The sequence below is a fragment of the Acinetobacter sp. USHLN143 genome (genome assembly GCF_037145695.1).
In the GTDB taxonomy this organism is placed as follows: domain Bacteria; phylum Pseudomonadota; class Gammaproteobacteria; order Pseudomonadales; family Moraxellaceae; genus Acinetobacter; species Acinetobacter fasciculus.
Map to the genome: position 1 here is coordinate 1 of NZ_JBBCWZ010000007.1, position 22,338 is coordinate 22,338.

18 protein-coding genes and 3 pseudogenes are annotated in these 22,338 nt (G+C 41.6%); 16 read left to right on the top strand and 5 right to left on the bottom strand.

From position 1 onward, the window contains the following. Window positions 1-152 precede the first annotated feature (152 nt). Window positions 153-365 (top strand): annotated as a pseudogene (locus tag WFH18_RS03430) (hypothetical protein); the annotation flags it as partial. A 44-nt stretch (window positions 366-409) separates the two neighbouring features. On the opposite strand, the gene WFH18_RS03435 reads toward WFH18_RS03430, so the two are convergent. Further along, entirely contained in the window at window positions 410-2,182 is a 1,773-nt protein-coding gene (locus WFH18_RS03435) for an alkaline phosphatase D family protein (protein WP_086044319.1), read from the bottom strand. A gap of 108 nt (window positions 2,183-2,290) precedes the next feature. Further along, a pseudogene (locus tag WFH18_RS03440) lies at window positions 2,291-2,446 on the bottom strand (IS982 family transposase); the annotation flags it as partial. A 206-nt stretch (window positions 2,447-2,652) separates the two neighbouring features. Between WFH18_RS03440 and WFH18_RS03445 the strand changes: the two are divergent. From WFH18_RS03445 to WFH18_RS03455, 3 genes and pseudogenes are all read left to right on the top strand, one after another. Continuing rightward, a complete protein-coding gene (locus tag WFH18_RS03445) occupies window positions 2,653-2,844 on the top strand; it encodes a hypothetical protein (RefSeq protein ID WP_005105075.1) in 192 nt (63 codons plus the stop codon). A gap of 84 nt (window positions 2,845-2,928) precedes the next feature. Beyond that, a pseudogene (locus WFH18_RS03450) lies at window positions 2,929-3,054 on the top strand (IS4 family transposase); the annotation flags it as partial. 153 nt (window positions 3,055-3,207) lie between these two features. Beyond that, the gene (locus tag WFH18_RS03455) at window positions 3,208-3,444 is read left to right on the top strand and encodes a VF530 family DNA-binding protein (protein WP_004280931.1); all 237 of its coding nucleotides are present in this window, start codon (window positions 3,208-3,210) and stop codon (window positions 3,442-3,444) included. 547 nt (window positions 3,445-3,991) lie between these two features. Here the strand turns inward: WFH18_RS03455 and WFH18_RS03460 are convergent. Then, window positions 3,992-5,692 carry an NAD-dependent malic enzyme gene (locus tag WFH18_RS03460; RefSeq protein ID WP_004280930.1) on the bottom strand — a complete coding sequence of 567 codons (1,701 nt, stop codon included), beginning with the start codon at window positions 5,690-5,692 and terminating at the stop codon, window positions 3,992-3,994. A gap of 293 nt (window positions 5,693-5,985) precedes the next feature. Between WFH18_RS03460 and WFH18_RS03465 the strand changes: the two genes are divergently transcribed. The 9 genes from WFH18_RS03465 to glmS all read left to right on the top strand — a co-directional run bounded on the left by WFH18_RS03465 (window position 5,986) and on the right by glmS (window position 15,933). Continuing rightward, window positions 5,986-6,948 (top strand): alpha/beta hydrolase, encoded by a 963-nt coding sequence (locus WFH18_RS03465; RefSeq protein ID WP_168730940.1) that lies wholly within the window; start codon window positions 5,986-5,988, stop codon window positions 6,946-6,948. 345 nt (window positions 6,949-7,293) lie between these two features. After that, window positions 7,294-8,805, top strand: coding sequence for an acetaldehyde dehydrogenase ExaC (gene exaC / locus WFH18_RS03470; RefSeq protein WP_168730941.1), 1,512 nt, complete (start codon window positions 7,294-7,296; stop codon window positions 8,803-8,805). 399 nt (window positions 8,806-9,204) lie between these two features. After that, window positions 9,205-10,320 carry a bifunctional 3,4-dihydroxy-2-butanone-4-phosphate synthase/GTP cyclohydrolase II gene (gene ribBA / locus WFH18_RS03475; RefSeq protein ID WP_005268135.1) on the top strand — a complete coding sequence of 372 codons (1,116 nt, stop codon included), beginning with the start codon at window positions 9,205-9,207 and terminating at the stop codon, window positions 10,318-10,320. 18 nt (window positions 10,321-10,338) lie between these two features. After that, entirely contained in the window at window positions 10,339-10,809 is a 471-nt protein-coding gene (ribH, locus tag WFH18_RS03480; RefSeq protein WP_004280926.1) for a 6,7-dimethyl-8-ribityllumazine synthase, read from the top strand. A 4-nt stretch (window positions 10,810-10,813) separates the two neighbouring features. Beyond that, window positions 10,814-11,263: a transcription antitermination factor NusB gene (gene nusB / locus WFH18_RS03485; protein WP_005173752.1), complete on the top strand. Its 450-nt coding sequence runs from the start codon at window positions 10,814-10,816 to the stop codon at window positions 11,261-11,263. 17 nt (window positions 11,264-11,280) lie between these two features. Continuing rightward, window positions 11,281-12,198 carry a thiamine-phosphate kinase gene (gene thiL / locus WFH18_RS03490; RefSeq protein WP_005268136.1) on the top strand — a complete coding sequence of 306 codons (918 nt, stop codon included), beginning with the start codon at window positions 11,281-11,283 and terminating at the stop codon, window positions 12,196-12,198. After that, window positions 12,176-12,697, top strand: coding sequence for a phosphatidylglycerophosphatase A family protein (locus tag WFH18_RS03495; protein WP_026056540.1), 522 nt, complete (start codon window positions 12,176-12,178; stop codon window positions 12,695-12,697). The genes thiL and WFH18_RS03495 overlap by 23 nt, the downstream gene beginning before the upstream one ends. 20 nt (window positions 12,698-12,717) lie before the next feature. Beyond that, complete coding sequence (gene glmU, locus WFH18_RS03500; RefSeq protein WP_005268139.1) at window positions 12,718-14,082, top strand: bifunctional UDP-N-acetylglucosamine diphosphorylase/glucosamine-1-phosphate N-acetyltransferase GlmU; 1,365 nt, start codon at window positions 12,718-12,720, stop codon at window positions 14,080-14,082. A gap of 12 nt (window positions 14,083-14,094) precedes the next feature. Beyond that, entirely contained in the window at window positions 14,095-15,933 is a 1,839-nt protein-coding gene (gene glmS / locus WFH18_RS03505) for a glutamine--fructose-6-phosphate transaminase (isomerizing) (protein WP_168730942.1), read from the top strand. Between the two features lie 613 nt (window positions 15,934-16,546). Here the strand turns inward: glmS and WFH18_RS03510 are convergent. Both WFH18_RS03510 and WFH18_RS03515 read right to left on the bottom strand, forming a co-directional pair. After that, a complete protein-coding gene (locus WFH18_RS03510; protein ID WP_336754584.1) occupies window positions 16,547-17,041 on the bottom strand; it encodes a GNAT family N-acetyltransferase in 495 nt (164 codons plus the stop codon). Further along, entirely contained in the window at window positions 17,031-17,297 is a 267-nt protein-coding gene (locus tag WFH18_RS03515; protein ID WP_004728824.1) for a type II toxin-antitoxin system TacA family antitoxin, read from the bottom strand. Before WFH18_RS03515 ends, WFH18_RS03510 begins: the two co-directional genes overlap by 11 nt. A 428-nt stretch (window positions 17,298-17,725) precedes the next feature. Here WFH18_RS03515 and WFH18_RS03520 point away from each other — a divergent pair, with 428 nt between their 5' ends. Genes WFH18_RS03520 through WFH18_RS03530 form a run of 3 tightly spaced genes read left to right on the top strand, consistent with a single transcriptional unit; the run spans window position 17,726 to window position 22,315 of the window. After that, on the top strand, window positions 17,726-18,529 hold the full coding sequence (locus tag WFH18_RS03520) for a heteromeric transposase endonuclease subunit TnsA (protein ID WP_004728826.1): 804 nt from the start codon (window positions 17,726-17,728) through the stop codon (window positions 18,527-18,529). After that, on the top strand, window positions 18,516-20,636 hold the full coding sequence (locus tag WFH18_RS03525) for a Mu transposase C-terminal domain-containing protein (RefSeq protein ID WP_005094701.1): 2,121 nt from the start codon (window positions 18,516-18,518) through the stop codon (window positions 20,634-20,636). Before WFH18_RS03520 ends, WFH18_RS03525 begins: the two co-directional genes overlap by 14 nt. Further along, window positions 20,633-22,315: an AAA family ATPase gene (locus WFH18_RS03530; protein WP_336754585.1), complete on the top strand. Its 1,683-nt coding sequence runs from the start codon at window positions 20,633-20,635 to the stop codon at window positions 22,313-22,315. The genes WFH18_RS03525 and WFH18_RS03530 overlap by 4 nt, the downstream gene beginning before the upstream one ends. The last annotated feature ends 23 nt before the right edge of the window (window positions 22,316-22,338 follow it).

Here is a 22,338-nt window from a genome sequence, read left to right on the forward strand (position 1 = left end):
AATGCAGTACGATCTTCAAAGTTAAGATGATGGTATGACAATTTTATATACTCCATAAACCCTTTAAATTAATTAGGTGGTTTATGTCGCACTTCAAGTTTTACTCTGCCTCTTAATTCCTTGGGCCTTGGCTGCAATGATTTTTGTTCCCATTACATAAAATCTGTTTTTGGGCTTATAAAAAACCTGCCTGCTACGACTAAAATTACGTTTTTATTCAAGCCATGATCCTCGGTATGCCGAACTAAAACAGCAATTAATTCACTTTGCCGGATTATATACGCGGCTACTAAAATATGAGCATCAGTATTGCAAATACGATCAAACATCTGGATATTGATAGCTATAGGGATGAAATGTTATAAAAAAATATCCGGGCATTGGCCCGGATATTTAAACTCTAAGCAGCTTAGGCAGTTTGCTTTAACGGTTTGATTTCATTTAATTCATGATCTAATTGAAGCTGATACGCACGGCTTTGATCAACCTGATAACTACGATTCTGGATGCTATCGATAAAAATCCAGTTCGCCTGTACCTGATCCGGGGTAAATGCAACACTCAAGTATCCGCGTTGATTCAAATTACAATAATTCAGCTCATCAATTAGCGTAGTAAATGCCATTTCAAATTCCTGTAACTGGGCTAAGGGAATCTGCAAATACTTCTCCATACCCGGTGATGAAACTGAACTGGTCGCTAGTTCTACCCCGACTGTACTGCCGGCTTGATCTCTCAAAGTGGAGTTCCAGGCATTATGGGTATCTCCTGCAAGTACAATCAGTTTTTTATTCAGCTGTTTACAAGCCGTATAAATCACCTCACGCTCCACGACGTACCCATCCCAGGCATCAAGATTATAAGGCACAACAGTCAGTATTCTGGCTAATTCTGCCTTTGTCAAAGTTGGATCATTTTGCAGATAGCGTATTTTTAGGCCTACCAGTTCTGTCAGCATCTGACGCACTTGTAGCAACACATCTGCAGTGGCCTGACCACTGGTGATCTGCCCCAAAACAGCCAGAATTTCGGCCGGAATTAGCATCTTGCTCATCAGCACCTGCTGACCCAGCACATTCCAGACGGCATTCGATTGGCTGAGTTGTTTCAGTATCCATTCACGTTGTGTATGTCCTAACAAGGTACGCGTCGGATTGAGCAAATCTGTCTGAAATTTATTGGCATCTAGTCCTGTCGCGGTAAGATAGTCAGCATATTGCAATTGCTTGTTACGCGCCAAAATACGAGTATCCAGCATATTCAGCTGAACCAGATCACCAAAATTAAACTGGCGATAAATATTCAAATGATCTGTTTCAGACACTGGACGAATCGGCATCCATTCAAAATAGGCCTGCAAAGCAGCCAGCTTACGTGCAAAAAAATCACCTTCTGAAACATCATGATTTTCCGCACCCTGCTCCCAGGTATCATTGGTCAGCTCATGATCATCCCAGACCACAATAAATGGATGACGCTGATGTGCTGCTTGTAAGTCCGCATCAGTTCGATACAAGGCATAACGCTTGCGGTAGTCTTCCAGTTTAATGATTTCCTCAGCATTATCTGCAGCCAGACTTCGGCCTAATGCTGCAGCCTCTTCAGTCGCATAACCACCCATCCCGTACTCATAAATGTAATCCCCTAAATGAATCACCACATCTAGGTCTTGCTGGGCAATTTCCTGATAGATATGAAAATATCCGGCTGGATAATTGGAACATGAACAAACGGCAAATTGCACCAGCTTGCTTTGCGTGGCTAAAGTTTTGGTTTGACCGACAGATGAATATACCGATGCACACTTAAAACGGTAAAAATAAGTTTGCCCTGCCGATAGACGATCCGCATCGACTTTAACCGTGAAATCTTGCGACCGACTGGTTTCAACTTGTCCTGTATTGATTATCTGGCGAAAATCCTGATCGGCAGCAATTTCCCACTGCACCTGATAACGCAGGTTTTCATCTTCCGGACTTAAGCGTGTCCATAGAATTATCCGATCCTGTAAGGGATCACCACTGGCCACCCCATGTTTAAAAGCGACTTTAGGATGTGCCTGAGCTTGATCTGAAGCATCCTCATCATTGCCACAAGCGGTCAAAGATATGGGTAAAGACAAAGCACCGAAGCCTGCAATGGAGGTCTTAAGCAGTTCACGTCTGGATATTTTTTTAGTCATAACAGCTTGCTATTGTGGGTTTTTAGTTCTTTTTTAATCCAGTTCGATGACATTAATATCTCTAAATTATGACATTTCTATGAAGCCTAATTTTTCCAAGTCCTAAATATACCAAATGACGATAAAACTAATTTCTGAGAGGCTGAGTTGGGCTATTCGAATTCTTATAGACTGATGACTTTATTTAGAAAATTTCCAATAAGTTGCTTCAAATTTCAGAAAGAAATCATCAATTACGCAGAATAATTCGTTACTATTGAACATCGGGGCTAAAGCTTTAGGTTTGGTAACTCAACTGATGGCTCTAGTCCTCTTATTTTTCAAGTTTATTTCTTATCCGCGATTCGGGTTAATTAACCTGGGGTGATTACTCCATAAGCTATTAGCCCTTAAATGCGCTTGGTACTTTAATCTAATCTCAATAATTAAAGATTAGATTAAAAGAACCCCAAATTAAATGGTTGAAAGATATGAGTGATATCAGCGTAAAAAAAGTCAATAAATTAATTGAAGAGTTTGAACAAGAAGGAAATAAGGTAGACCGATTGGAGATAGGTTACAAAACATATGCAGCCTTGATGTTAGATAAGAAATTTGCTGATAAAGTCACAAAATCAAATGAAGACCCTAAAGAGCGTCTTTATAAACAAATAAAAATTTAGCTGGTTACTGAAAAACATTATTTTAAGGTTAGGTGAAATAATTTTCTTTCCTAAGATAAAAAATCAGATTAACTCTGAACTAATACAGTTCAGCGCTTACTCAGAATAATTCCAGTAAATTTATTTGAAATAAAAACCTTAAAAGCGTTATTTTCACTCGATAAAGCCTCCATCAATCAAGAGGAAGCTCGCGTAAGCTTCCTCTTGTAAAAATTGTGGGACAGCAGTGGCAGTCCAAAATATGGTTATGTGTGTCTAGAATTTTGGTGGCTATTCAGTCCATCATTACCTACATTCCAACTCTCTAGTTTTCCAACTAGCCCAGGTTATAATAATGGCCACCCAAAATACGATTGATCTATTATGAACACCACCAATGATCCTTTACACGGTAAAAAACTTGCTGACATTTTGGATGAATTATTGGATTACTACGGTGGCTTTGAAGGTTTAAGTCGTAAAATTGAGATTAGATGTTTTTGCATAGACCCAAGTGTTAAATCATCATTGCGATTCTTGCGTACCACCCCATGGGCACGTGAAAAAGTAGAAAACTTATATTTGTATGTCTTACGCCAAAAGGCCAAACAGAAATCGTAGCAGTCAAAGCCCTAACCTCATCATAATATTATACCAAATAGTAAACTATTCTTAGAAAGAGAATATATATGTCGGTAATTATTGTTGATTTACATATTAAAATTAGTGACCAAAACTTAAAGCACCCTACTCTACCTTAAATTACACCACACAAAATAAAAACCCTATATAACTGTTATATATAGGGTTTATTGAAATACCAATTATGTTATTTAGTGTATTTTATGTCGGTGACTATTGCCAAGGTTGGGGTCGGGAGTTCGAGTCTCCTTTCCCGCTCCAGATTCTAAAAAAGCCCTGATCGAAAGATCGGGGCTTTTTTTATGTTGATGTTATTTTTTTAAATGATCCTTTCATTTTTGTTTCACTCAATAACAAATTCTTAAAGTACTTTCTGATTTTATAACCAAGATGTGACCATGCCACCCCTACGACAATATAAAAAGCCCTCATCAAAAGATCAGGGCTTTTTATATTTCACCAACGCATCAGATAAACTCAAGCTAGCAAACCACTAGCCACAATACAGAGTCCATTTCCAATATAATTAAAAGGTAATTCGCTGATAGTTACGGTATTGCGGTGTCCAGAAATTACGTTCAATAGCCAACTGCAATTCTTCTACACTGACTTTCGGTGCTACCCCATCTTCAATCGCAGCAAGCGCCACTTTTAAGGCAATCTGCTTCGAAATCGACTGTAAACAATCCAGATTTGGCAATAAATCTGCCTGAGGATCTTTCAGTTTCGGAGAACAGTCCGCCAAGGCATTACTCGAGGCCATGAGCATATTATCCGTGACACGTTTCGCACCTGAAGCAACCACACCCAAACCAATACCAGGGAAAATATAAGAGTTATTGCATTGTGAAATATGATGAATCTGCCCCTGATAATTCACTGGTGCAAATGGGCTACCCGTCGCAATCAACGCTTTGCCCTTGGTCCATTGCAAGATATCTGCCGGAACAGCTTCTACGCGGGAAGTCGGATTGGATAAAGGGAAAATAATCGGTTGCACACTGTTTTCAGCCATGGCTTCAATCACTTCCTGAGTGAATAGACCTGGCTGTCCAGATACGCCTATCAGTACCGTCGGTTTGGCACGCTTAACTACATCTAGCAGAGAAATCATGCTCTCTGCATCTGCCCAACTTTCTACATTTTCAAGAGGCTGTGCCAGTTTGCGCTGGAAGTCCAGTAAATTCGGCTGATTTTCTGTGATCAGACCAAAGCGGTCGACCATAAACACGCGTGCACGCGCTTCAGCATCACTTAAACCCTCAGCAACCATTTGCTTAATGATCTGTTCTGCAATCCCGCAACCAGCTGAACCAGCACCCAGGAAAGTAACCACCTGATCTTTGAGCTGTTTACCTGCTGCACGCGAAGCAGCAATCAGGCTGCCGACAGACACTGCTGCGGTGCCCTGAATATCATCATTAAAACAACAGATTCGATCACGATATTTTTCCAGCAAAGGCATGGCATTTTTCTGTGCAAAGTCTTCAAACTGAATTAAGGCATCTGGCCAGCGCTGTTGAATCGCCCGAATCACCGTCTCGACAAAAGCATAGTATTCATCGCCGCTGATTCGTGGTTCACGCCAGCCCATATAAATCGGGTCATTTAACAACTGCTGATTATTGGTACCGACATCAAGAGTAATCGGTAAGGTATAGGCCGGACTGATCCCGCCACATGCGGTGTAGAGTGCCAGTTTTCCAATGGGAATCCCCATACCACCGATGCCTTGATCTCCAAGACCCAAAATGCGCTCACCATCTGTAATCACAATCACTTTCACGTTCTTTTTATTGATATTGTGAATAATCTGGTCGATCTGATCACGGTCAGGATAGGAAATAAAGATCCCACGATGACGGCGATAAATATCAGAAAAGCGCTGACATGCCTCACCCACAGTCGGGGTATAGATAATCGGCATCATCTCACTGAGGTGATTTTCAATCAGATGGTAAAACAGGGTCTCATTGGTATCCTGAATATTCCGCAAATAAATATGCTTGTTAATATCACTGCTAAAAGCACAATACTGCTGATAAGAACGCTGACTTTGTTCTTCAATCGTCTCGGTGACATGAGGAATCAAGCCATGCAAGTTAAAGCTTCTACGCTCTTCTTCAGAAAATGCAGAGCCTTTATTGAGTAGTGGGAGTTCTAGCAGAGTATTTCCAGCATAAGGAATATATAAAGGGCGTTTACTGTTCAAATTTTCTCTGGGCATTATTTAACTCATCTAATCAATCTTCGGCAGTTCTGCCAAAATAGTCACATCACTTTGTTTATTTTATATAGCTTAGCCTGATTTTAAGCTGTTAGGTCATTTAGCAAATTTATAATACTTGTAGCAGGATTTTATAATCTGATAACACTCATTTTCAGCCTAGGTTTTGGACGGTTTCTAAAATTAATCCCTATTCGTATTTTTAATTTAAATCGGTAGCAAGATCTGTTTGACAAAAAACCTCAGCTCATCAAGGATAAAGCATAAATTTAATAAGACCAACGAGTATAAAAATGAGTGAACTGCAACCGCTTTATCAGCCCGATATTTTGGGGACAGACTATGAGCAAGCGACCTTAAACTTTCCTGATGATTATGAGGGTAAAGTCGTAGCAACCCTGATCCGTAAAAAAGCAGCCCAACCCACAAAAAAAGCAGTTTTATATATTCACGGCTTTATCGATTATTTTTTTCAGACCGAAATGGCAGAGCGCTTTAATCAGCATGGTTTTGATTTTTATGCGCTGGATTTAAGAAAGTACGGACGTTCGATTCTGCCACATCAAAAATATTATAACGTGTATGACCTGGCTGAATATGATGCAGAAATTACCCAAGCCCTCGACATTATAGCAGCTGAGGGCCACGATGCTGCCCTGCTCTGTGGTCATTCTACCGGCGGCCTGACCACAACCTTGTATGCGGCACATCATCCGCAGCATCCTTTAATCAAAGCGCTTTGGGTCAACAGTCCGTTTTATGACTTCAACATGAATCCGATCAAGCGCGCGCTCGGCATCCCGCAATTGAGCAGACTGGCTAAAATTTTTCCCAATCTTAAATTTCCAAGCGAGCTGAACAAGTGGTATGCCACCAGCCTTCATAAGGATTTAAAAGGCGAATGGGACTTTAGTCTGGACTGGAAAAAGACCCGCTACCCGATGGTTCGGATCAGTTTTATTCGTGCCATTCATGAGGCACAGAAAGAAATTCATCGCGGTGTTCAGCTCGATGTTCCGGTACTCATCATGCATTCGCATCAGACCTTATACCCTAAAAAATGGGGCAAAGCCGCACAGAGCAGCGATGTAATTTTAGGCATTAAAGACATTCAGAAATATGCCAAAAAAATTAAAGGCGATGTCACGGTTCAAAGTATCCAGAACGGTTTACATGATCTGGTACTTTCAGAGCAATCTGTGCGTAAGCAGGTTTATCAGCAACTGTTTCAATGGCTGCATGACAAAGGGCTTTAGATAAACGTGGAAGGAGAAATGAAATTTACCCTCATTTCTCCTGCTTGGCTTCTTTTGAATCCTTATTAGGTTGGAATGTAATTAAGCACATTGAAAATATGCCAATCTTTCGATGTTTTATAAATATAATAAACCCTTGTTTTTAAATTTAAGAATTTAAAATTTGTAACTTTTATTTTTCTACTACTTGTCTCCAAATATTGTCTTTTGTAGCAAGCCTGTAAACAAACAACCGTCCGTCTTTTTCCCTCTTTATAGTAGAGCTGAATGCAGAAGCGCCTATATTTTTTGATCGGCAACATGCGCGCAGCCTGCACCACTAACAATCATATAAAGGAATAGATTATGCGTTATGCAGACCCCAATACTGACGGTTCAAAAATTCAATTTAAAGCACAATACGATAATTTCATTGGCGGCGAATGGGTCACGCCGGTCAAAGGTGAATACTTTGACAACATCTCTCCGGTAGATGGCAAAGTCTTTACCAAGGTTCCGCGTTCTTCTGTAGAAGACATTGAATTGGCCCTGGATGCAGCGCACAAAGCCAAAGAACAATGGAACAGAGCATCGCCGACCACCCGCTCCAATATTCTGTTGAAAATTGCCGACCGTCTGGAACAAAATCTGGAAATGTTGGCTGTGGCAGAAACCTGGGACAATGGCAAACCGGTCCGTGAAACGCTGGCTGCAGATATTCCACTGGCGATCGACCATTTCCGTTATTTTGCCGGCTGTATCCGTGCCCAGGAAGGCGGCATTTCCGAAATTGATGAAGATACCATCGCCTACCATTTTCATGAACCGCTTGGTGTAGTCGGACAAATCATTCCCTGGAACTTCCCGATTCTAATGACCGCATGGAAACTGGCACCAGCATTGGCTGCAGGCAACTGCATTGTGCTGAAACCTGCAGAACAGACTCCGGTCAGTATTCTGGTGCTGGCTGAACTGATTCAGGATATTTTACCGCCGGGCGTATTGAACATCGTCAATGGCTACGGGGTCGAAGTCGGCCGTCCACTGGCGACCAATCCACGCATTGCCAAGATTGCCTTTACCGGTTCAACCGCAGTGGGTCAGTTGATCATGCAATATGCGACTGAAAATATTATTCCGGTGACTCTGGAACTGGGCGGTAAATCACCGAATCTGTTCTTTGCTGACATTATGGATCAGGAAGACGACTATCTGGACAAAGCTCTGGAAGGCTTTGCCATGTTTGCCCTGAATCAAGGTGAAATCTGTACCTGTCCATCGCGTGCGCTGATCCAGGAAAGTATTGCTGACGAATTTCTGGCGCGTGCAGTAGAGCGGGTGCAACGGATTAAGACTGGTCATCCGTTAGATACCGACACCATGATCGGGGCGCAGGCTTCGCAGGAGCAGCAGGACAAGATTCTGGGTTGTATTGCCACTGGCCGTGCAGAGGGCGCACAGATCCTGACCGGTGGTGAAGCACGTCAGGAAGTGGGTCAAGGTTTCTATATTGAACCAACCATCTTTAAAGGTACCAATGACATGAAGACCTTCCAGGAAGAAATCTTCGGGCCTGTTCTGGCTGTGACTACCTTTAAAGACTTTGATGATGCGATCAAGATTGCCAACGATACGATTTACGGACTCGGTGCCGGTGTCTGGTCACGCTCAGCGCATACCTCCTACCGTGCTGGCCGTGCCATTCAGGCCGGCCGGGTCTGGACCAACTGTTATCATATCTACCCTGCGCATGCGGCTTTCGGTGGCTATAAAAAATCCGGTATTGGCCGTGAGAATCACAGAATGATGCTGGATCACTATCAGCAAACCAAAAACCTGTTGGTGAGCTATTCAACCAAACCGGCAGGTTTTTTCTAAGAAGTAAAGTAAATCTAAAGCGAGCTTCGGTTCGCTTTTTATTCGATATTTTTAAAATTTTTTAATACTAGGTAAAATTTTCCAGCATTGTTCGTCTAGAATTCCCTTGAATGACTGACAATAAATTAAAATACTTTCTGAAAACACCTTAATGTCTGAGCTTATGTTGATTTCACCTAAGTTTCTCATTTTTTATGCTTTTTACTTGCTCAAAAAACCTGCATAAAGCCTAGGCTTTCTTTAAAGTCGGCTTTTCATGTTTATCAAGACTGTGTATAACAATGAACCACTAGAGGGAAAGCAATAAGCATAGGCAAAATTGCGCAAAAAGCGTTAGACTATGTACCCAATAATGTCATGATTCGGTCTGATCAAGATCAAAAAAGAAGGTGAAGGTTGATGCCGCTCAATACTGTTGAAGAGCTTGTAGCAGATATCCGTGCAGGAAAAATGGTCATCCTGATGGATGATGAAGACCGTGAAAATGAAGGCGATTTGGTGATTGCTGCCACGCACGTACGTCCTGAAGACATCAACTTCATGATCACCCACGCACGTGGTCTGGTCTGCCTGACTTTAAGTAAAGAGCGTTGCCAGCAGTTAAATCTACCTTTGATGGTAGATGCCAACGGCGCCCAGCATGGGACCAATTTCACCCTGTCGATTGAAGCGGCTGAAGGTATTTCTACCGGTATTTCTCCGGCTGAACGTGCGCACACAATTCAAACTGCTGTGGCTGCTCATGCCAAACCGGCAGATATTGTACAGCCAGGACATATCTTCCCGCTGATGGCGCAACCAGGCGGTGTATTGCACCGTGCCGGACATACCGAGGCAGGTTGTGATCTTTCCCGTTTAGCAGGACTGGAACCAGCATCAGTCATTTGTGAAATCATTAATGAAGATGGCACCATGGCGCGCCGTCCGGATCTGGAAGTCTTTGCTGAAAAGCATGGCCTAAAAATCGGCACGATTGCCGATCTGATTCATTACCGCATGACCAATGAACAAACGGTTGAGCGTATTGATCAGCAAAGTATTGATACTGAATACGGCAGCTTTGACCTGTACCGCTATCGTGAACTGGGTAATCCGGATATCCATCTGGCCTTGGTCAAAGGTGAGCCTAAAGAGGGTGTGACCACAGTACGTGTACATGGTTTTAACCCGACCCGCGACTTGCTCAAACTGAAGAAACAGGATGGCGAACCGGCCTGGAACCTGGATCGTGCCCTGAAAGAAATTTCCAATAGTGATCGTGGTGTACTGGTCTGGATTGGCCAGCGCCATTTACAGGATTTGGGTCCAGCATTAGATACCCTTAAAGCACCAAAAAATGTAAAATCAAATGCTGCACTGTCTCAGCAGTATCAGACCATTGGTGTGGGTGCACAAATTTTGCGTGATCTAGGCGTTGAAAAAATGAAGCTGCTGAGCTCTCCATTGCGTTTCAATGCCCTGTCAGGCTTTAACTTAGAAGTGGTGGAATACATCACCGCACAACAAACATCTTAAGAAATCATCGAGGTTGTTATGGCAGTTCGCCGTATTGAAGGTATGTTACATCTCGCGAACGAAGACCGTTATGCGATTTTAGTTGGTCGTTTTAACAGCTTTGTGGTTGAACATCTGTTAGAAGGTGCCATTGATACATTGAAACGTCATGGTGTATCAGAGGATAATATCACTGTTGTTCATGCACCTGGTGCCTGGGAACTTCCTGTAGTTGCGAAAAAACTGGCAGCTTCAGATCGTTTCGATGCCATCATCGCGCTTGGCGCCGTGATTCGTGGTAGCACGCCTCACTTCGATTTCGTTGCAGGCGAATGTGCCAAAGGTTTGGGCGTAGTTGGCCTCGACACTGGCTTGCCTGTCATTAACGGTGTACTCACTACGGACAGTATTGAACAAGCGATTGAACGCTCTGGAACAAAAGCAGGCAATAAAGGTAGCGAAGCTGCCCTGACTGCGATTGAAATGGTTAACTTGTTAAAGGCTATTTAACGCTATGTCGCAAACACTTCAAGCAACTTATGCAGCAAAACGTAAAGCACGTCGCTTTGCTGTACAAGGAATTTATGAATGGCAGATGAGCCACAATCCGGTGCATGAGATTGAAGCACGTACGCGTGTGGAAAATGCCATGCACAAAGTGGATCTGAGCTATTATCATGAATTGTTGACTCAAGTGGTTGCCAATCATGAAGAGCTGGATGCGCTCTTGGTTCCGGTACTTGATCGCGAACTTTCAGCACTGGATGGTGTTGAGCTTGCAACCCTTCGTCTTGGTGCCTATGAACTCAAAGAACATCTTGAGATTCCATATCGCGTAGTTCTGGATGAAGCAATCGAACTGGCTAAACATTTTGGCGGTGCCGACAGCCATAAATACATCAACGGTGTATTAGATCGTTTAGCGACAACCTTGCGTGCAGCAGAAAAACAGCAGTCTAACTAATAGCGTAGATATGTTGGATGGCTGAATTTTCGATTATCGACACCTATTTCAATCGCAAGAATGCCAATTCTGTCGATTTAGGCGTCGGTGACGATTCAGCCTTGCTCACCCCCCCTCCTCAGCAACAACTGGTCATCTGTGCCGACACCCTGGTTGCTGGACGCCATTTTCCAATGGACACCAATCCGCATGCGATTGGCTGGAAATCTGTGGCTGTCAATTTATCTGATATTGCTGCGATGGGTGCAACCCCGCACAGTATTTTACTCGCATTGAGCCTACCCCAGATTGATCATGACTGGCTAAAAGCTTTTAGTCAGGGTCTATATGATTGCTGCGATCAATTTGGGGTGAGTTTAATCGGTGGTGATACCACTCAGAGTCCTCATTTAACCCTGTCTGTCACTGCATTAGGCTGGGTGGATATTGGCCAGGCTGTGCCACGCTCAGGGGCGAAACCGGGTGATCTGGTCTGTGTCAGCGGCACCGTTGGAGATGCTGCTTTTGCACTACAGCATCTTGGTCATCCACTGCAAAAACGTCTGGATTATCCAACGCCACGTTGTCAGCTCGGTGCTGCCCTAAAAGGTCTGGCGCATAGCATGATTGATATCTCGGATGGTTTGGCACAAGATCTTGGACATATTCTCAAAGCTTCTCAAGTCGGTGCAAAGCTGCAACTCGAAAACTTACCGATCAGTCCTACCCTGCAGACATTAGACGATGCACAAAAATGGCAGTATGCACTGGCAGGTGGTGACGATTATGAATTATGTTTTACACTAAGCTCGCAAAATTACGAAAAATTATTGCAAAAACAACTTGATGTTTCGATTAGTATGATCGGCACAATTCAGCAGCAAGACGGCTTAACTTTTGAAAAAGATGGCACAGACCATTTATTTCAATTTAATGGGTATCAACATTTTGCATAAACCTGCGATCAATTTTAAAGCCATGTCATGGACCGACCGACTGATTGTATTTAGTGGGGTAGGATTTGGTTCCGGTCTCATCCCCAAAGCACCGGGTACTTTCGGTTCGGCCTTTGCACTTTTATTTATCCCTATCTGGCTGCATTTTGGTTTTCTAAACAGTGTTTTTGCCATTGCTATCATGTCCCTGATTGGCATATATATCTGCGGGCATACTGCTAGAGTCATGGGTGTACATGATGATGGCCGCATCGTCTGGGATGAATTTGCCGGACAATCCATCACATTTTTGCCCCTGATCTATTTAGGCCAGATGAACTGGTTATGGTTGCTCATCGGTTTTGCCCTGTTCAGGTTATTTGATATCTGGAAACCTTGGCCGATCAGGGTGATTGATCGTCAAGTGGCTGGTGGCTTCGGCATCATGCTGGATGACATTATTGCCGGCCTTTGGGCGGCTCTTTGTATTTTGCTTTATTTTTACTTCATCGTGGCATAAGCCATATTTAGGATTAGAACATGTCAACGACTGTTATTATTCTTGCTGCAGGTAAAGGAACGCGCATGCGCTCTAGCTTACCGAAAGTATTACAACCCCTTGCAGGACGTCCTTTACTGCGTCATGTCATTGAAACGGCAAAAAAATTAAACGCAGATAATATTATTACGATTTATGGTCACGGCGGTGATCGGGTTCAGACAGCATTTGCACAAGAGGATATTAAATGGGTCGAACAGGCTGAACAGCTGGGTACCGGTCATGCCGTACAAATGACCTTGCCTGTCCTGCCACAAGACGGCGTCTCGCTGATTCTTTCCGGCGATGTGCCGTGCATTAATCCTGTAACCTTACAAAAATTACTCGATGCCACTGCAGCAACCGGTATTGGTCTGGTGACGCTTACCCTGCCAGATGCCAATGGTTATGGTCGTATTGTGCGTGAACAGGGTCAGATCCAGGCCATTATTGAGCACAAGGATGCTTCCGAAGAGCAACGTCAGATTAAAGAAATTAATACCGGTATTTATGCGGTCAGCAATGCCAAACTGCATCAATGGCTGCCAAGTTTAAGTAATGACAATGCTCAAGGTGAATATTACCTGACGGATATCGTCGCGATGGCTTTGGCAGATGGTATGCAAGTTGCATCGGTAGAACCTGAGCAGGCTTTTGAAGTTGAAGGGGTAAATGACCGGGTGCAGCTGGCTGCTTTAGAACGTCAGTTCCAGGTTTATCAAGCAAAACAGCTGATGCAGCAAGGCGTACATCTGATTGATCCAAGCCGCTTTGACTTGCGTGGCAATTTGACTGTCGGTCAGGATGTCCGCATTGATATCAACGTGATTATCGAAGGTGATTGCGAGCTGGGCGACAACGTTGAAATTGGCGCTGGCTGTATTATCAAGAATACCAAGATTGCAGCTGGCACCAAGGTTCAGCCATATAGCATTTTTGACAATGCTATCGTCGGTGAAGATACCCAGATTGGCCCTTTTGCACGACTGCGTCCGGGTGCGAAGCTTGCTGCCGAGGTGCATATCGGTAACTTTGTAGAAGTGAAAAATACCACAATTGGCGTAGGCTCTAAAGCCAACCACTTCACCTATCTCGGGGATGCTGAAATCGGTGCCGGTTCTAATATTGGTGCAGGTACCATTACCTGCAATTATGATGGTGTGAATAAATTTAAAACCATCATTGGTGATCAGGCTTTCATTGGTTCGAACAGTTCATTGGTTGCACCTGTGAAAATTGGCAATGGTGCTACAGTGGGTGCAGGCTCGACGATTACTCGTGATGTGGAAGACAACAGTTTGGCGGTAGAACGTTCTAAGCAATTTGCCAAAGAAAACTATCCACGTCCGCAAAAAATCAAGAAATAAGGGGGAATAAATATGTGTGGTATCGTCGGTGGCATTGCAGAACGTAGTATTACCAATATTTTGATTGAAGGCTTAAAACGCCTGGAATACCGGGGTTATGATTCAGCAGGTTTGGCACTCATCAACAATAGCCAGGTCCTGCGTGAACGTCGTGTCGGCAAGGTCGCGAACCTTGAACAGGCCGTAAATGAATCACAGATCAGCGGCTCACTTGGCATTGCACATACACGCTGGGCAACCCATGGCAAACCGACTGAAGAAAATGCCCATCCGCATATTTCTGAAAATGTGGCAGTGGTTCATAACGGGATCATTGAGAACTATCAAGAACTCAAAGATGATCTTGAAGCTTTGGGTTATGTCTTTACTTCACAGACCGATACAGAAGTGGTTGCACATCTGATCAATGACGCCCTGAAATCCACCCCCAGCTTAATGGAAGCTGTGCGCCAGGTGGTACCACAACTCAAAGGTGCTTATGCCCTAGGTATCGTGCATACAGATCATCCGGATGAACTGATTACCGTACGTGAAGGTTCGCCACTCGTCATTGGTGTGGGGATTGGCGAGAACTTTATCAGTTCTGACCAGCTGGCGCTGCTCCCGATTACCAACCGTTTTATCTACCTGGAAGAAGGTGATATTGCCCGTTTGACCCGCACCACCATTGAAGTCTTTGTCGATGGTCAACTGGTGAATCGCCCAGTCAAAGAACTGGATGCTGCGGTCAGCAATGCTTCTAAAGGTGAGTACAAGCATTACATGCTCAAAGAAATTTATGAGCAGCCTGAAGCGATCAAACAGACGATTTCCCAAGCCTTAAATGGTAATGATCTGCGCGAAGACTTCCTTGCCAGTGCGGAACAGGACTTCTCCAAAATTCAGCAAGTCCAGATTATTGCCTGCGGTACCAGCTATCATGCTGGCATGATTGCCAAATACTGGTTTGAACAGCTGATTGATCTGCCTTGTCAGGTCGAGATTGCCAGCGAATTCCGTTATCGCACGCCAGTGATTGTGAATCACACGCTATATGTGTGTATTTCCCAGTCCGGTGAAACTGCCGACACTTTGGCTGCATTACGTGATACACAGAAACGTGTAGCAGCCAAAGGGCTAGACATCACCACGATGACCATCTGTAACGTGGCGACCTCTTCGATGGTGCGTGAAACCAATCACAGTCTGCTGACTTTGGCAGGCCCTGAGATTGGTGTCGCATCGACTAAAGCCTTTACCACACAGCTAGCTGCACTGATGCTGTTGGTACTGAAACTGGGTACAGTCAAAAATACAATTTCAGCAGAACAGGTCGCAGCCATTAGCACCGACTTATGGCATATGCCAAAAGTGATTCTGGATACCTTGCATCATGACGATGAAATTTTACGCCTTTCTGAACTGTTTGTAGAAAAGCAGCACTGTCTGTTCCTGGGCCGCGGTACGCACTTCCCGATCGCTCTGGAAGGTGCACTGAAACTTAAAGAAATTTCCTATATTCATGCTGAAGGTTATGCGGCAGGTGAACTGAAGCATGGTCCATTGGCCTTGGTTGACAACGACATGCCAGTGGTGATTCTGGCACCACAGGATGACATGCTGGACAAACTGAAATCCAATATGGAAGAAGTTCAGGCCCGTGGCGGTGAACTGTTTGTGTTTGCTGATGAAAACAGCGGTATTAAAGCCAAAGACCGTCAACATGTAGTCTTTGTACCAAGCGTCGATCCAATCTTGGCACCAATTGTGTATAGCATTCCGGTGCAATTACTGTCTTATCATGTGGCTGTACTTCGTGGTACCGATGTCGATCAGCCACGTAATCTGGCAAAATCAGTCACTGTAGAATAATTTTTTTGTTAAAGGCTGGGAAACTTGTTTTTGAGTAATAAAGTGTGTTCGTATAATTAAGTTTGTATCAAATAATTAAGTTTAGATTTAATTATTTAAGTTTGTATATTAATGAAGTACACGAACAAAACCCTACCCTGTAGACCTAGTGATTCTTCACCAAGTCTACAGGGTTTTTAATATAATTAAATTCAAATTAGAATCACACCAGAAATATAAAATTATTACTAATATATTCAACAATATAGATATATAAAAATCCCACCCTAGATTCAAAAAGCATCCCTTTTTGACCTCGCCTTGAAAACATTTCATTTTTATTTAAAGTATGCTTCCCCTTTCTGAGCAAGAATTCGTATTTTAAAGTGGAAGAATCTAATACAAACTTAATTTCATTTAAAACTCAGGATACCAAATTTTAATACAAACTTAATTTTAAAATTAAAATATAAAGAACAATTAATATCAACAACTTAAGAAAAAAAATAAAACAAACTTAATTAAATTCCCATAATTAGGCGCAATATTTGGTCATAAAGCAAAATAAGGGATAAGGAGCTATGTGCAAATTCTGAATAAGTCTACTAGCTACTCCTGTTACTAGCAGCCCACCTTATTTAAAATTAGGTATTTCATTCACTGGATATATTAATGTTAATGGATTTGATGTTAATGAGATAAAGCCAAAACGCTGATAAAACTCTATGGCTTTTTGATCTTTTGCATGTATTACAACAAAATTAACACCAATAATTTGAGCAACTTTTGAAACTTGTTTAAGAGCATGTGCCAAAAGTACTTTTCCAACTCCTTGCCCCTGTGCAGCTTGATCAACGGCAAAGCGCCCCACAACCACACAAGGTAAGGGATAACGAGGTAATCGTTTAATGAGAACAGCATCAACATCAACCCCATCAAATCCTATAGATGTACTTGATAGACAATAAAACCCCCTCACCTGTGCATCATCATCAATAGCAACATAGGTTTTACTTGTTCCTGATTTCTGATGTTGGGATGCGTATTGTTTTATGAACTTATTTAAATCATCTTGCCCACAATTAAATGATTTTTTCTGATGATGGTCTTGTAAAACCTCAATTTTCATCCAATAAACTCATTAATTTTTTCATCTCATCATTTGCAGGGCGTGGATTTTCAAGCAAATTCATTAACATATCACGATCAGCATTATTTACTTTTAACTCGTGATGATATTTAAGTAATTCTTTTGCTCGTTCAAATGAGGATTGGATCATAAAGGAACTCACACTAAGACCCAATAAATTCGCAGCTTGCTCAATTACATTCTTTGCATCTACAGTTGAACGAACATTGATTCGTTCTGTTGCTAAGTTAGCCATATTTCCCACCAACTTGTGCATCAATATGATGTACAAGTTATAGCAGATTAAGGCAGTACTTTAAGATTCAAATTTGCATATTTTGTTTTAAAATATTTGGAATATAAAATAAGCATTTTACTATGAACCAAAATGAATGGTCGGGTTTGAGTCTGAATATGCAGTTGGTTTACATAAAAATATGCAACGATGTTTACTAAGATGTAATTTGAATACTTTTGCCTATCCTAAACGTTTTTTAAACTCAGCAATTGAGTACTAAAATACCCGATAAATTATTAAGCTACTGAATTTAAAAAACAATTAAATAAAAATTATAAAATTTTGTTTGTATATAAATATATTTAAGTTTGTATATTTATGCCAAATACAAAATTATCTTCCTTGAGATATGATGAATTATCAACCAAAATTCATAGGTCTTCTGTATGACAAAAATTATAAAAAACTATGAGGAATTAGTAAAAGAAGGATATGGCCAAGGCCATGGACGAGATTATAAATCTTGCAAAACTGTTCATAACTTCAGTTCAATTGGTCGCTCTCATAGAGTACAAGGTCGTGTGAGTAAACGTCTTCACCACTTGTTTTCTGATCTAGAGTTATCCACCTTTTTGCTGCTTGACTGGAATCAGAACGTTACAGATATTCGTGAACATTATCCTTTGGATATCTATGATCTTAACTCCATCTGTTCTCGTTACCGGATGAAAAAGGTATCGGTTGATTATCTACCTTTTACCCTATCTTCAGATTTTTTAGTTGATTTTGGTAAGTTTTCTATAGCCCTCGACACTCTTTATAGTAAGGATTTGAATAAAGCACATATTATTGAGTCTTTAGAAATTAAACGTCGTTACTGGGAAGAAGAGCACAATACGCCATTCAAGCTGATTACCGAAAAGGATATTCCTGCTACGGTACTAGAGAACATTAAATGGCTGTATGTAGAAAAAAATAATCTTGAAATAACAAATCATATGATTGATCAAGCAATTTATTTTATGGAAGAAATTAGCCAGTATCCTCAAAGCTCATTGATCTCTTTCTGCAACCATACTGACCAAACTCAAAAAAGGGGTATCGGAACGACGCTCGCATTGTTTAGAAAACTATTTGCCCTGCGAATACTGCAATTTAATCTAGAAATTTCGTACTTGGAGCTTAAACTCTCTGATATTCATGCAAGTAATTTGCTCCAGAACGAGAATACAGTCCATGCAACTAATTAATTCAGTTTACATCTTGAATTCAACACAATACCGGATACTCAAATTCTTACCGCAGTATACCGTATGGATTGCAATTGATAATAAAAATGCTTTTCCTGAACTCATTTTATCCAAGGAACTTCAAACTCTCTCAGATGATCAAAGCCTAATACCAGCACAAGATCCTTATGAACACTTAAAACGATTAAACTTGAGTGAGGATTCTATTCAACTCAAAAAAAGAGATGAAAACTTTTTTATTATTCAAGATTTAATTAATGATGAACAAGTTCTTATCAATGCAAAAATCAGGACTGCAAAAATTAAAACTATACATCTAGAAAAAGAAGTATCAATTAATAAAATCCTACGACTCCTAAGACGCTACTGGCAACGTGGTCAAACTATAAATGCTTTGGTACCGGACTATGAAAACTCAGGTGGAAAAGGCCAAAAAAGAGCTATAGGTGATAAAAAAATTGGCAGACCACGCATTTATGAATCGAATGAAGGTAAGAATGTCACTGAACAGGTTGAATTATATTTTAAGCAAGCCATCGAAGATTATTTAGTTCCTGTCAAAAAACAATCCATTAACGAAACTTATCTTCGGTTTAAAAATTTATTTTCTAAGCACTTTCATCAAGTGCAAGCCGCAGATATTCCAACCTATGCCCAATTCTATTATTTTTATAATAAGCGATATAGAAATAAGAACAATTCCAAGGAAATTCTGAAGAATCAGAAAACTCTGAAAGATCACAAACCTCTGACTTCAACAGCGACCAAGCACGCAAATGGTCCTGGTGCACGTTATGAAATAGATTCAACAATCGCTGATATCTACCTTGTATCATCACGAGATCCATCACAGATTATTGGCAGACCTACCGTATATATTGCTATCGATGTATTTAGCCGGATGATTACTGGGCTTTATGTCGGTATGGAAAACAGCTCATTTAACACAGCCATACAATGCCTCAGCGTCGCAATCCAAGATAAAGTAACATTCTGTCAGAGTTATGGCTTACAAATACAAGCGGAAGACTGGCCGATTTATGGTTTACCTAGCGCCATACTTGCAGACCGCGGCGAACTAATTGGCTATCAAATTGAACTTCTTGAAAAAAACTTTTCTGTTCGAATTGAAAATGCACCACCGTATCGAAGCGATGCCAAAGGTATTGTGGAGAGGGCTTTCGGAATCATTCAGTCACGCTTTAAATCCTACGATAATATTGGTGTTGTTTCTGGATTCAAGGAAAAAAAGAAAGGCGGACATGATTATCGGCTAGAAGCGTGCCTGACTCTGGAAGAGTTCAGAAAAATCATATTAAGCTGCATCTTGTTACGCAATAATTTTGATGTCTTGACGAAATATGATCGCAGTGCCGATATGCCAACTGACCTACCATCTATTCCTCTTAAGCTCTGGCAGTGGGGCCTACAGCACCGCACTGGGATGTTAAGACAAGTGGATAACAAATCACTCTATGTGGGCTTGTTACCTAGGATCGATGCCTCCTTAAGTGACAAAGGACTTAAAGTCAAAGGATTAGTCTATCAATGTCTGGAAATGCATCAACAAGGCTGGTTTATTCGTAACACAACCAAATCTCGCCCGAAAAAGTTGCGGATTGGTTTTGACCCATACTCAGTAAATACCATTTATATTTTTTATGATGAAAATAAATTGGAATACTGGGAGGCTCACTTAAATGATACCTCACGTCAATATCAACATCTGACCTGGTGGGAAGCTGAACAAATTCAAAAAGCGATCAAAACTGTTGAAAAACAGCATTCGCAACTCAAGTCTGTAGCCATCAGCGAATTGCAGGATTTTACTGACAACATCATTAAGTCAGCACAGAGTCGGCGGGCTCAAGCGGGAGTTCACCAACTTTCTAACGCACAACGTACTCGAAATATCCGGCAGAATAAACAAGAAGCCATGCAGATGGAACGTGCGGAACACCTACAAAACAGGCCTGCAAATTCTATCCGGACCATCAATCCCAATAAAGATAATACTCAAATACCCCCATCTCAAACCAGCAATCTAGATTTGACAAGTCAACCAGATTTAATGAGACAATTATTTGAAGAGGACGATGAAGAATGAATAATAATGAACTCACGATTAATACATCAATAGAAGACATCTATGGGGATAATCCTCTCATTACTCAATTACCGCCCATTCTTGACACGAAGTCGGTTATTAAACACCTACGAGGGAAACTAAAATTTATTCCAGAGCAGCGTTTTTTGCCTCAACCCGAAAGAATTCATCTAATTGCTCAACTGCCTCATGATTTTTTCCAACCACTCACCAAACATCTATCCCTTGAACAAAAAATTTCTATCATGATCCGGCAAGGTTACGTGAGTAGAAACATCAATAATGGTGATCGACACAGGCATTTGCACGCGGCTTTTCAACAACTAGAACCTTCAAACGAAAGCTCTTACCGCTACGCTCCTCCAGAATCGACAGCCACTAGTATGTCTATTATAGGATGTTCTGGGAGTGGGAAAACGACCACGATGAACAAGATTTTGCGTTATTATCCGCAAGTGATTGAGCATAAAGAACTGGGGTTAAAGCAAATTGTTTATCTTAAAATTGATTGCCCTCATGATAGCTCTTTAAAAAACTTATGCTCAAACTTTTTTAGAGCAGTAGATTTAGCATTAGGAGATACTAACTTCGAGCATCGTTTTACCAGAAGCCGCTTAAATGTAAATGCAATGCTGCAGCAGATGAAAATCATCGCAAATAACTATTCAATTGGACTTTTAATCATTGATGAAATCCAGCATTTGAATACAAAAAAATCTGGCGGGGCTGAGATTATTCTTAATTTCTTTGTCACACTTGTGAATGTGGCATCCATTCCAATTGTGATGATTGGGACACCCAAAGCCAATGAAATTCTGCAAGAAGACTTAAGATCAGCTAGACGCAGTGCGGGATTAGGCTCTTTAATCTGGGAACCTATGCGCAATGAAGCACCCACTCCCGATCCTAGCACCCCTGATCAAATGATCATTTCTGAATGGTATGCTTTCACCAACAAGCTGTGGCAATATCAATGGGTTCAACAACCAGCTGAACTGACCGATGAATTAAGAAACACTTGGTATTATTATACGCAGGGCATTCCAGATTTAGTGGTTAAACTGTTCTGCTTGGTGCAGATTCATGCAATCACCATTGGTCTGGAAAAAATTACATCTGAACTTTTTAAAAAAGTCTATGAAGAACAATTACAGCCAGTTCACGATATTCTAGATGCGCTGCGTTCAGGTAATCCTGCACGTATTGCACGGTACTCTGACCTCACTATCCCTCAAGTTCAAATTGAGGAGTATGTTGAACAACACCGTTTTAAAGCCGCATTAAAAACAAAAAAACAGCATAAAGATCTAGGACCGCATTATTCTACTTTAATAGGTATGCTAACAGCATTAGGTCATCCCGCTGCTGCAATAGAACCGCATGTCACTTCTGCATTAAAAAAATATCCAAACGAGAACTTACAGGTACTCCTCCAGCATATTCTGGAAGTATTAGACAGCTCTGTAGTAAAAGATAAATTGGACCAGCCTCAGACCACAACTCCGGCAAGGAAGCCAAGGACCTCTCGTAAAGTCATGAAAGTGGAGGAATGGAAGAGTACTGAAACGAATGACTTACGAAACTTTTTCAGTCAAGCACAAGAACAGGACGTAGATGTTTATGAGTTATTAAAATCATCTCACTATTTGTTTGATCCTACCCGTCCCATTTTGCATTAAGCAGAAAAAATGGAGGGTAAGGT

Excerpts from the sequence above, each read along its gene's own strand:
- exaC (WP_168730941.1), top strand. The coding sequence starts at position 7,294 with ATGCGTTATGCAGACCCCAATACTGACGGTTCAAAAATTCAATTTAAA.
- WFH18_RS03460 (WP_004280930.1), bottom strand. The coding sequence starts at position 5,692 with ATGCCCAGAGAAAATTTGAACAGTAAACGCCCTTTATATATTCCTTAT.
- WFH18_RS03435 (WP_086044319.1), bottom strand. The coding sequence starts at position 2,182 with ATGACTAAAAAAATATCCAGACGTGAACTGCTTAAGACCTCCATTGCA.
- glmS (WP_168730942.1), top strand. The coding sequence starts at position 14,095 with ATGTGTGGTATCGTCGGTGGCATTGCAGAACGTAGTATTACCAATATT.
- WFH18_RS03445 (WP_005105075.1), top strand. The coding sequence starts at position 2,653 with ATGAGTGATATCAGCGTAAAAAAAGTCAATAAATTAATTGAAGAGTTT.
- ribH (WP_004280926.1), top strand. The coding sequence starts at position 10,339 with ATGGCAGTTCGCCGTATTGAAGGTATGTTACATCTCGCGAACGAAGAC.
- WFH18_RS03530 (WP_336754585.1), top strand. The coding sequence starts at position 20,633 with ATGAATAATAATGAACTCACGATTAATACATCAATAGAAGACATCTAT.
- WFH18_RS03455 (WP_004280931.1), top strand. The coding sequence starts at position 3,208 with ATGAACACCACCAATGATCCTTTACACGGTAAAAAACTTGCTGACATT.
- ribBA (WP_005268135.1), top strand. The coding sequence starts at position 9,205 with ATGCCGCTCAATACTGTTGAAGAGCTTGTAGCAGATATCCGTGCAGGA.
- WFH18_RS03495 (WP_026056540.1), top strand. The coding sequence starts at position 12,176 with ATGGGTATCAACATTTTGCATAAACCTGCGATCAATTTTAAAGCCATG.
- WFH18_RS03525 (WP_005094701.1), top strand. The coding sequence starts at position 18,516 with ATGCAACTAATTAATTCAGTTTACATCTTGAATTCAACACAATACCGG.
- WFH18_RS03515 (WP_004728824.1), bottom strand. The coding sequence starts at position 17,297 with ATGGCTAACTTAGCAACAGAACGAATCAATGTTCGTTCAACTGTAGAT.
- WFH18_RS03520 (WP_004728826.1), top strand. The coding sequence starts at position 17,726 with ATGACAAAAATTATAAAAAACTATGAGGAATTAGTAAAAGAAGGATAT.
- glmU (WP_005268139.1), top strand. The coding sequence starts at position 12,718 with ATGTCAACGACTGTTATTATTCTTGCTGCAGGTAAAGGAACGCGCATG.
- WFH18_RS03510 (WP_336754584.1), bottom strand. The coding sequence starts at position 17,041 with ATGAAAATTGAGGTTTTACAAGACCATCATCAGAAAAAATCATTTAAT.
- nusB (WP_005173752.1), top strand. The coding sequence starts at position 10,814 with ATGTCGCAAACACTTCAAGCAACTTATGCAGCAAAACGTAAAGCACGT.
- WFH18_RS03465 (WP_168730940.1), top strand. The coding sequence starts at position 5,986 with ATGAGTGAACTGCAACCGCTTTATCAGCCCGATATTTTGGGGACAGAC.
- thiL (WP_005268136.1), top strand. The coding sequence starts at position 11,281 with ATGGCTGAATTTTCGATTATCGACACCTATTTCAATCGCAAGAATGCC.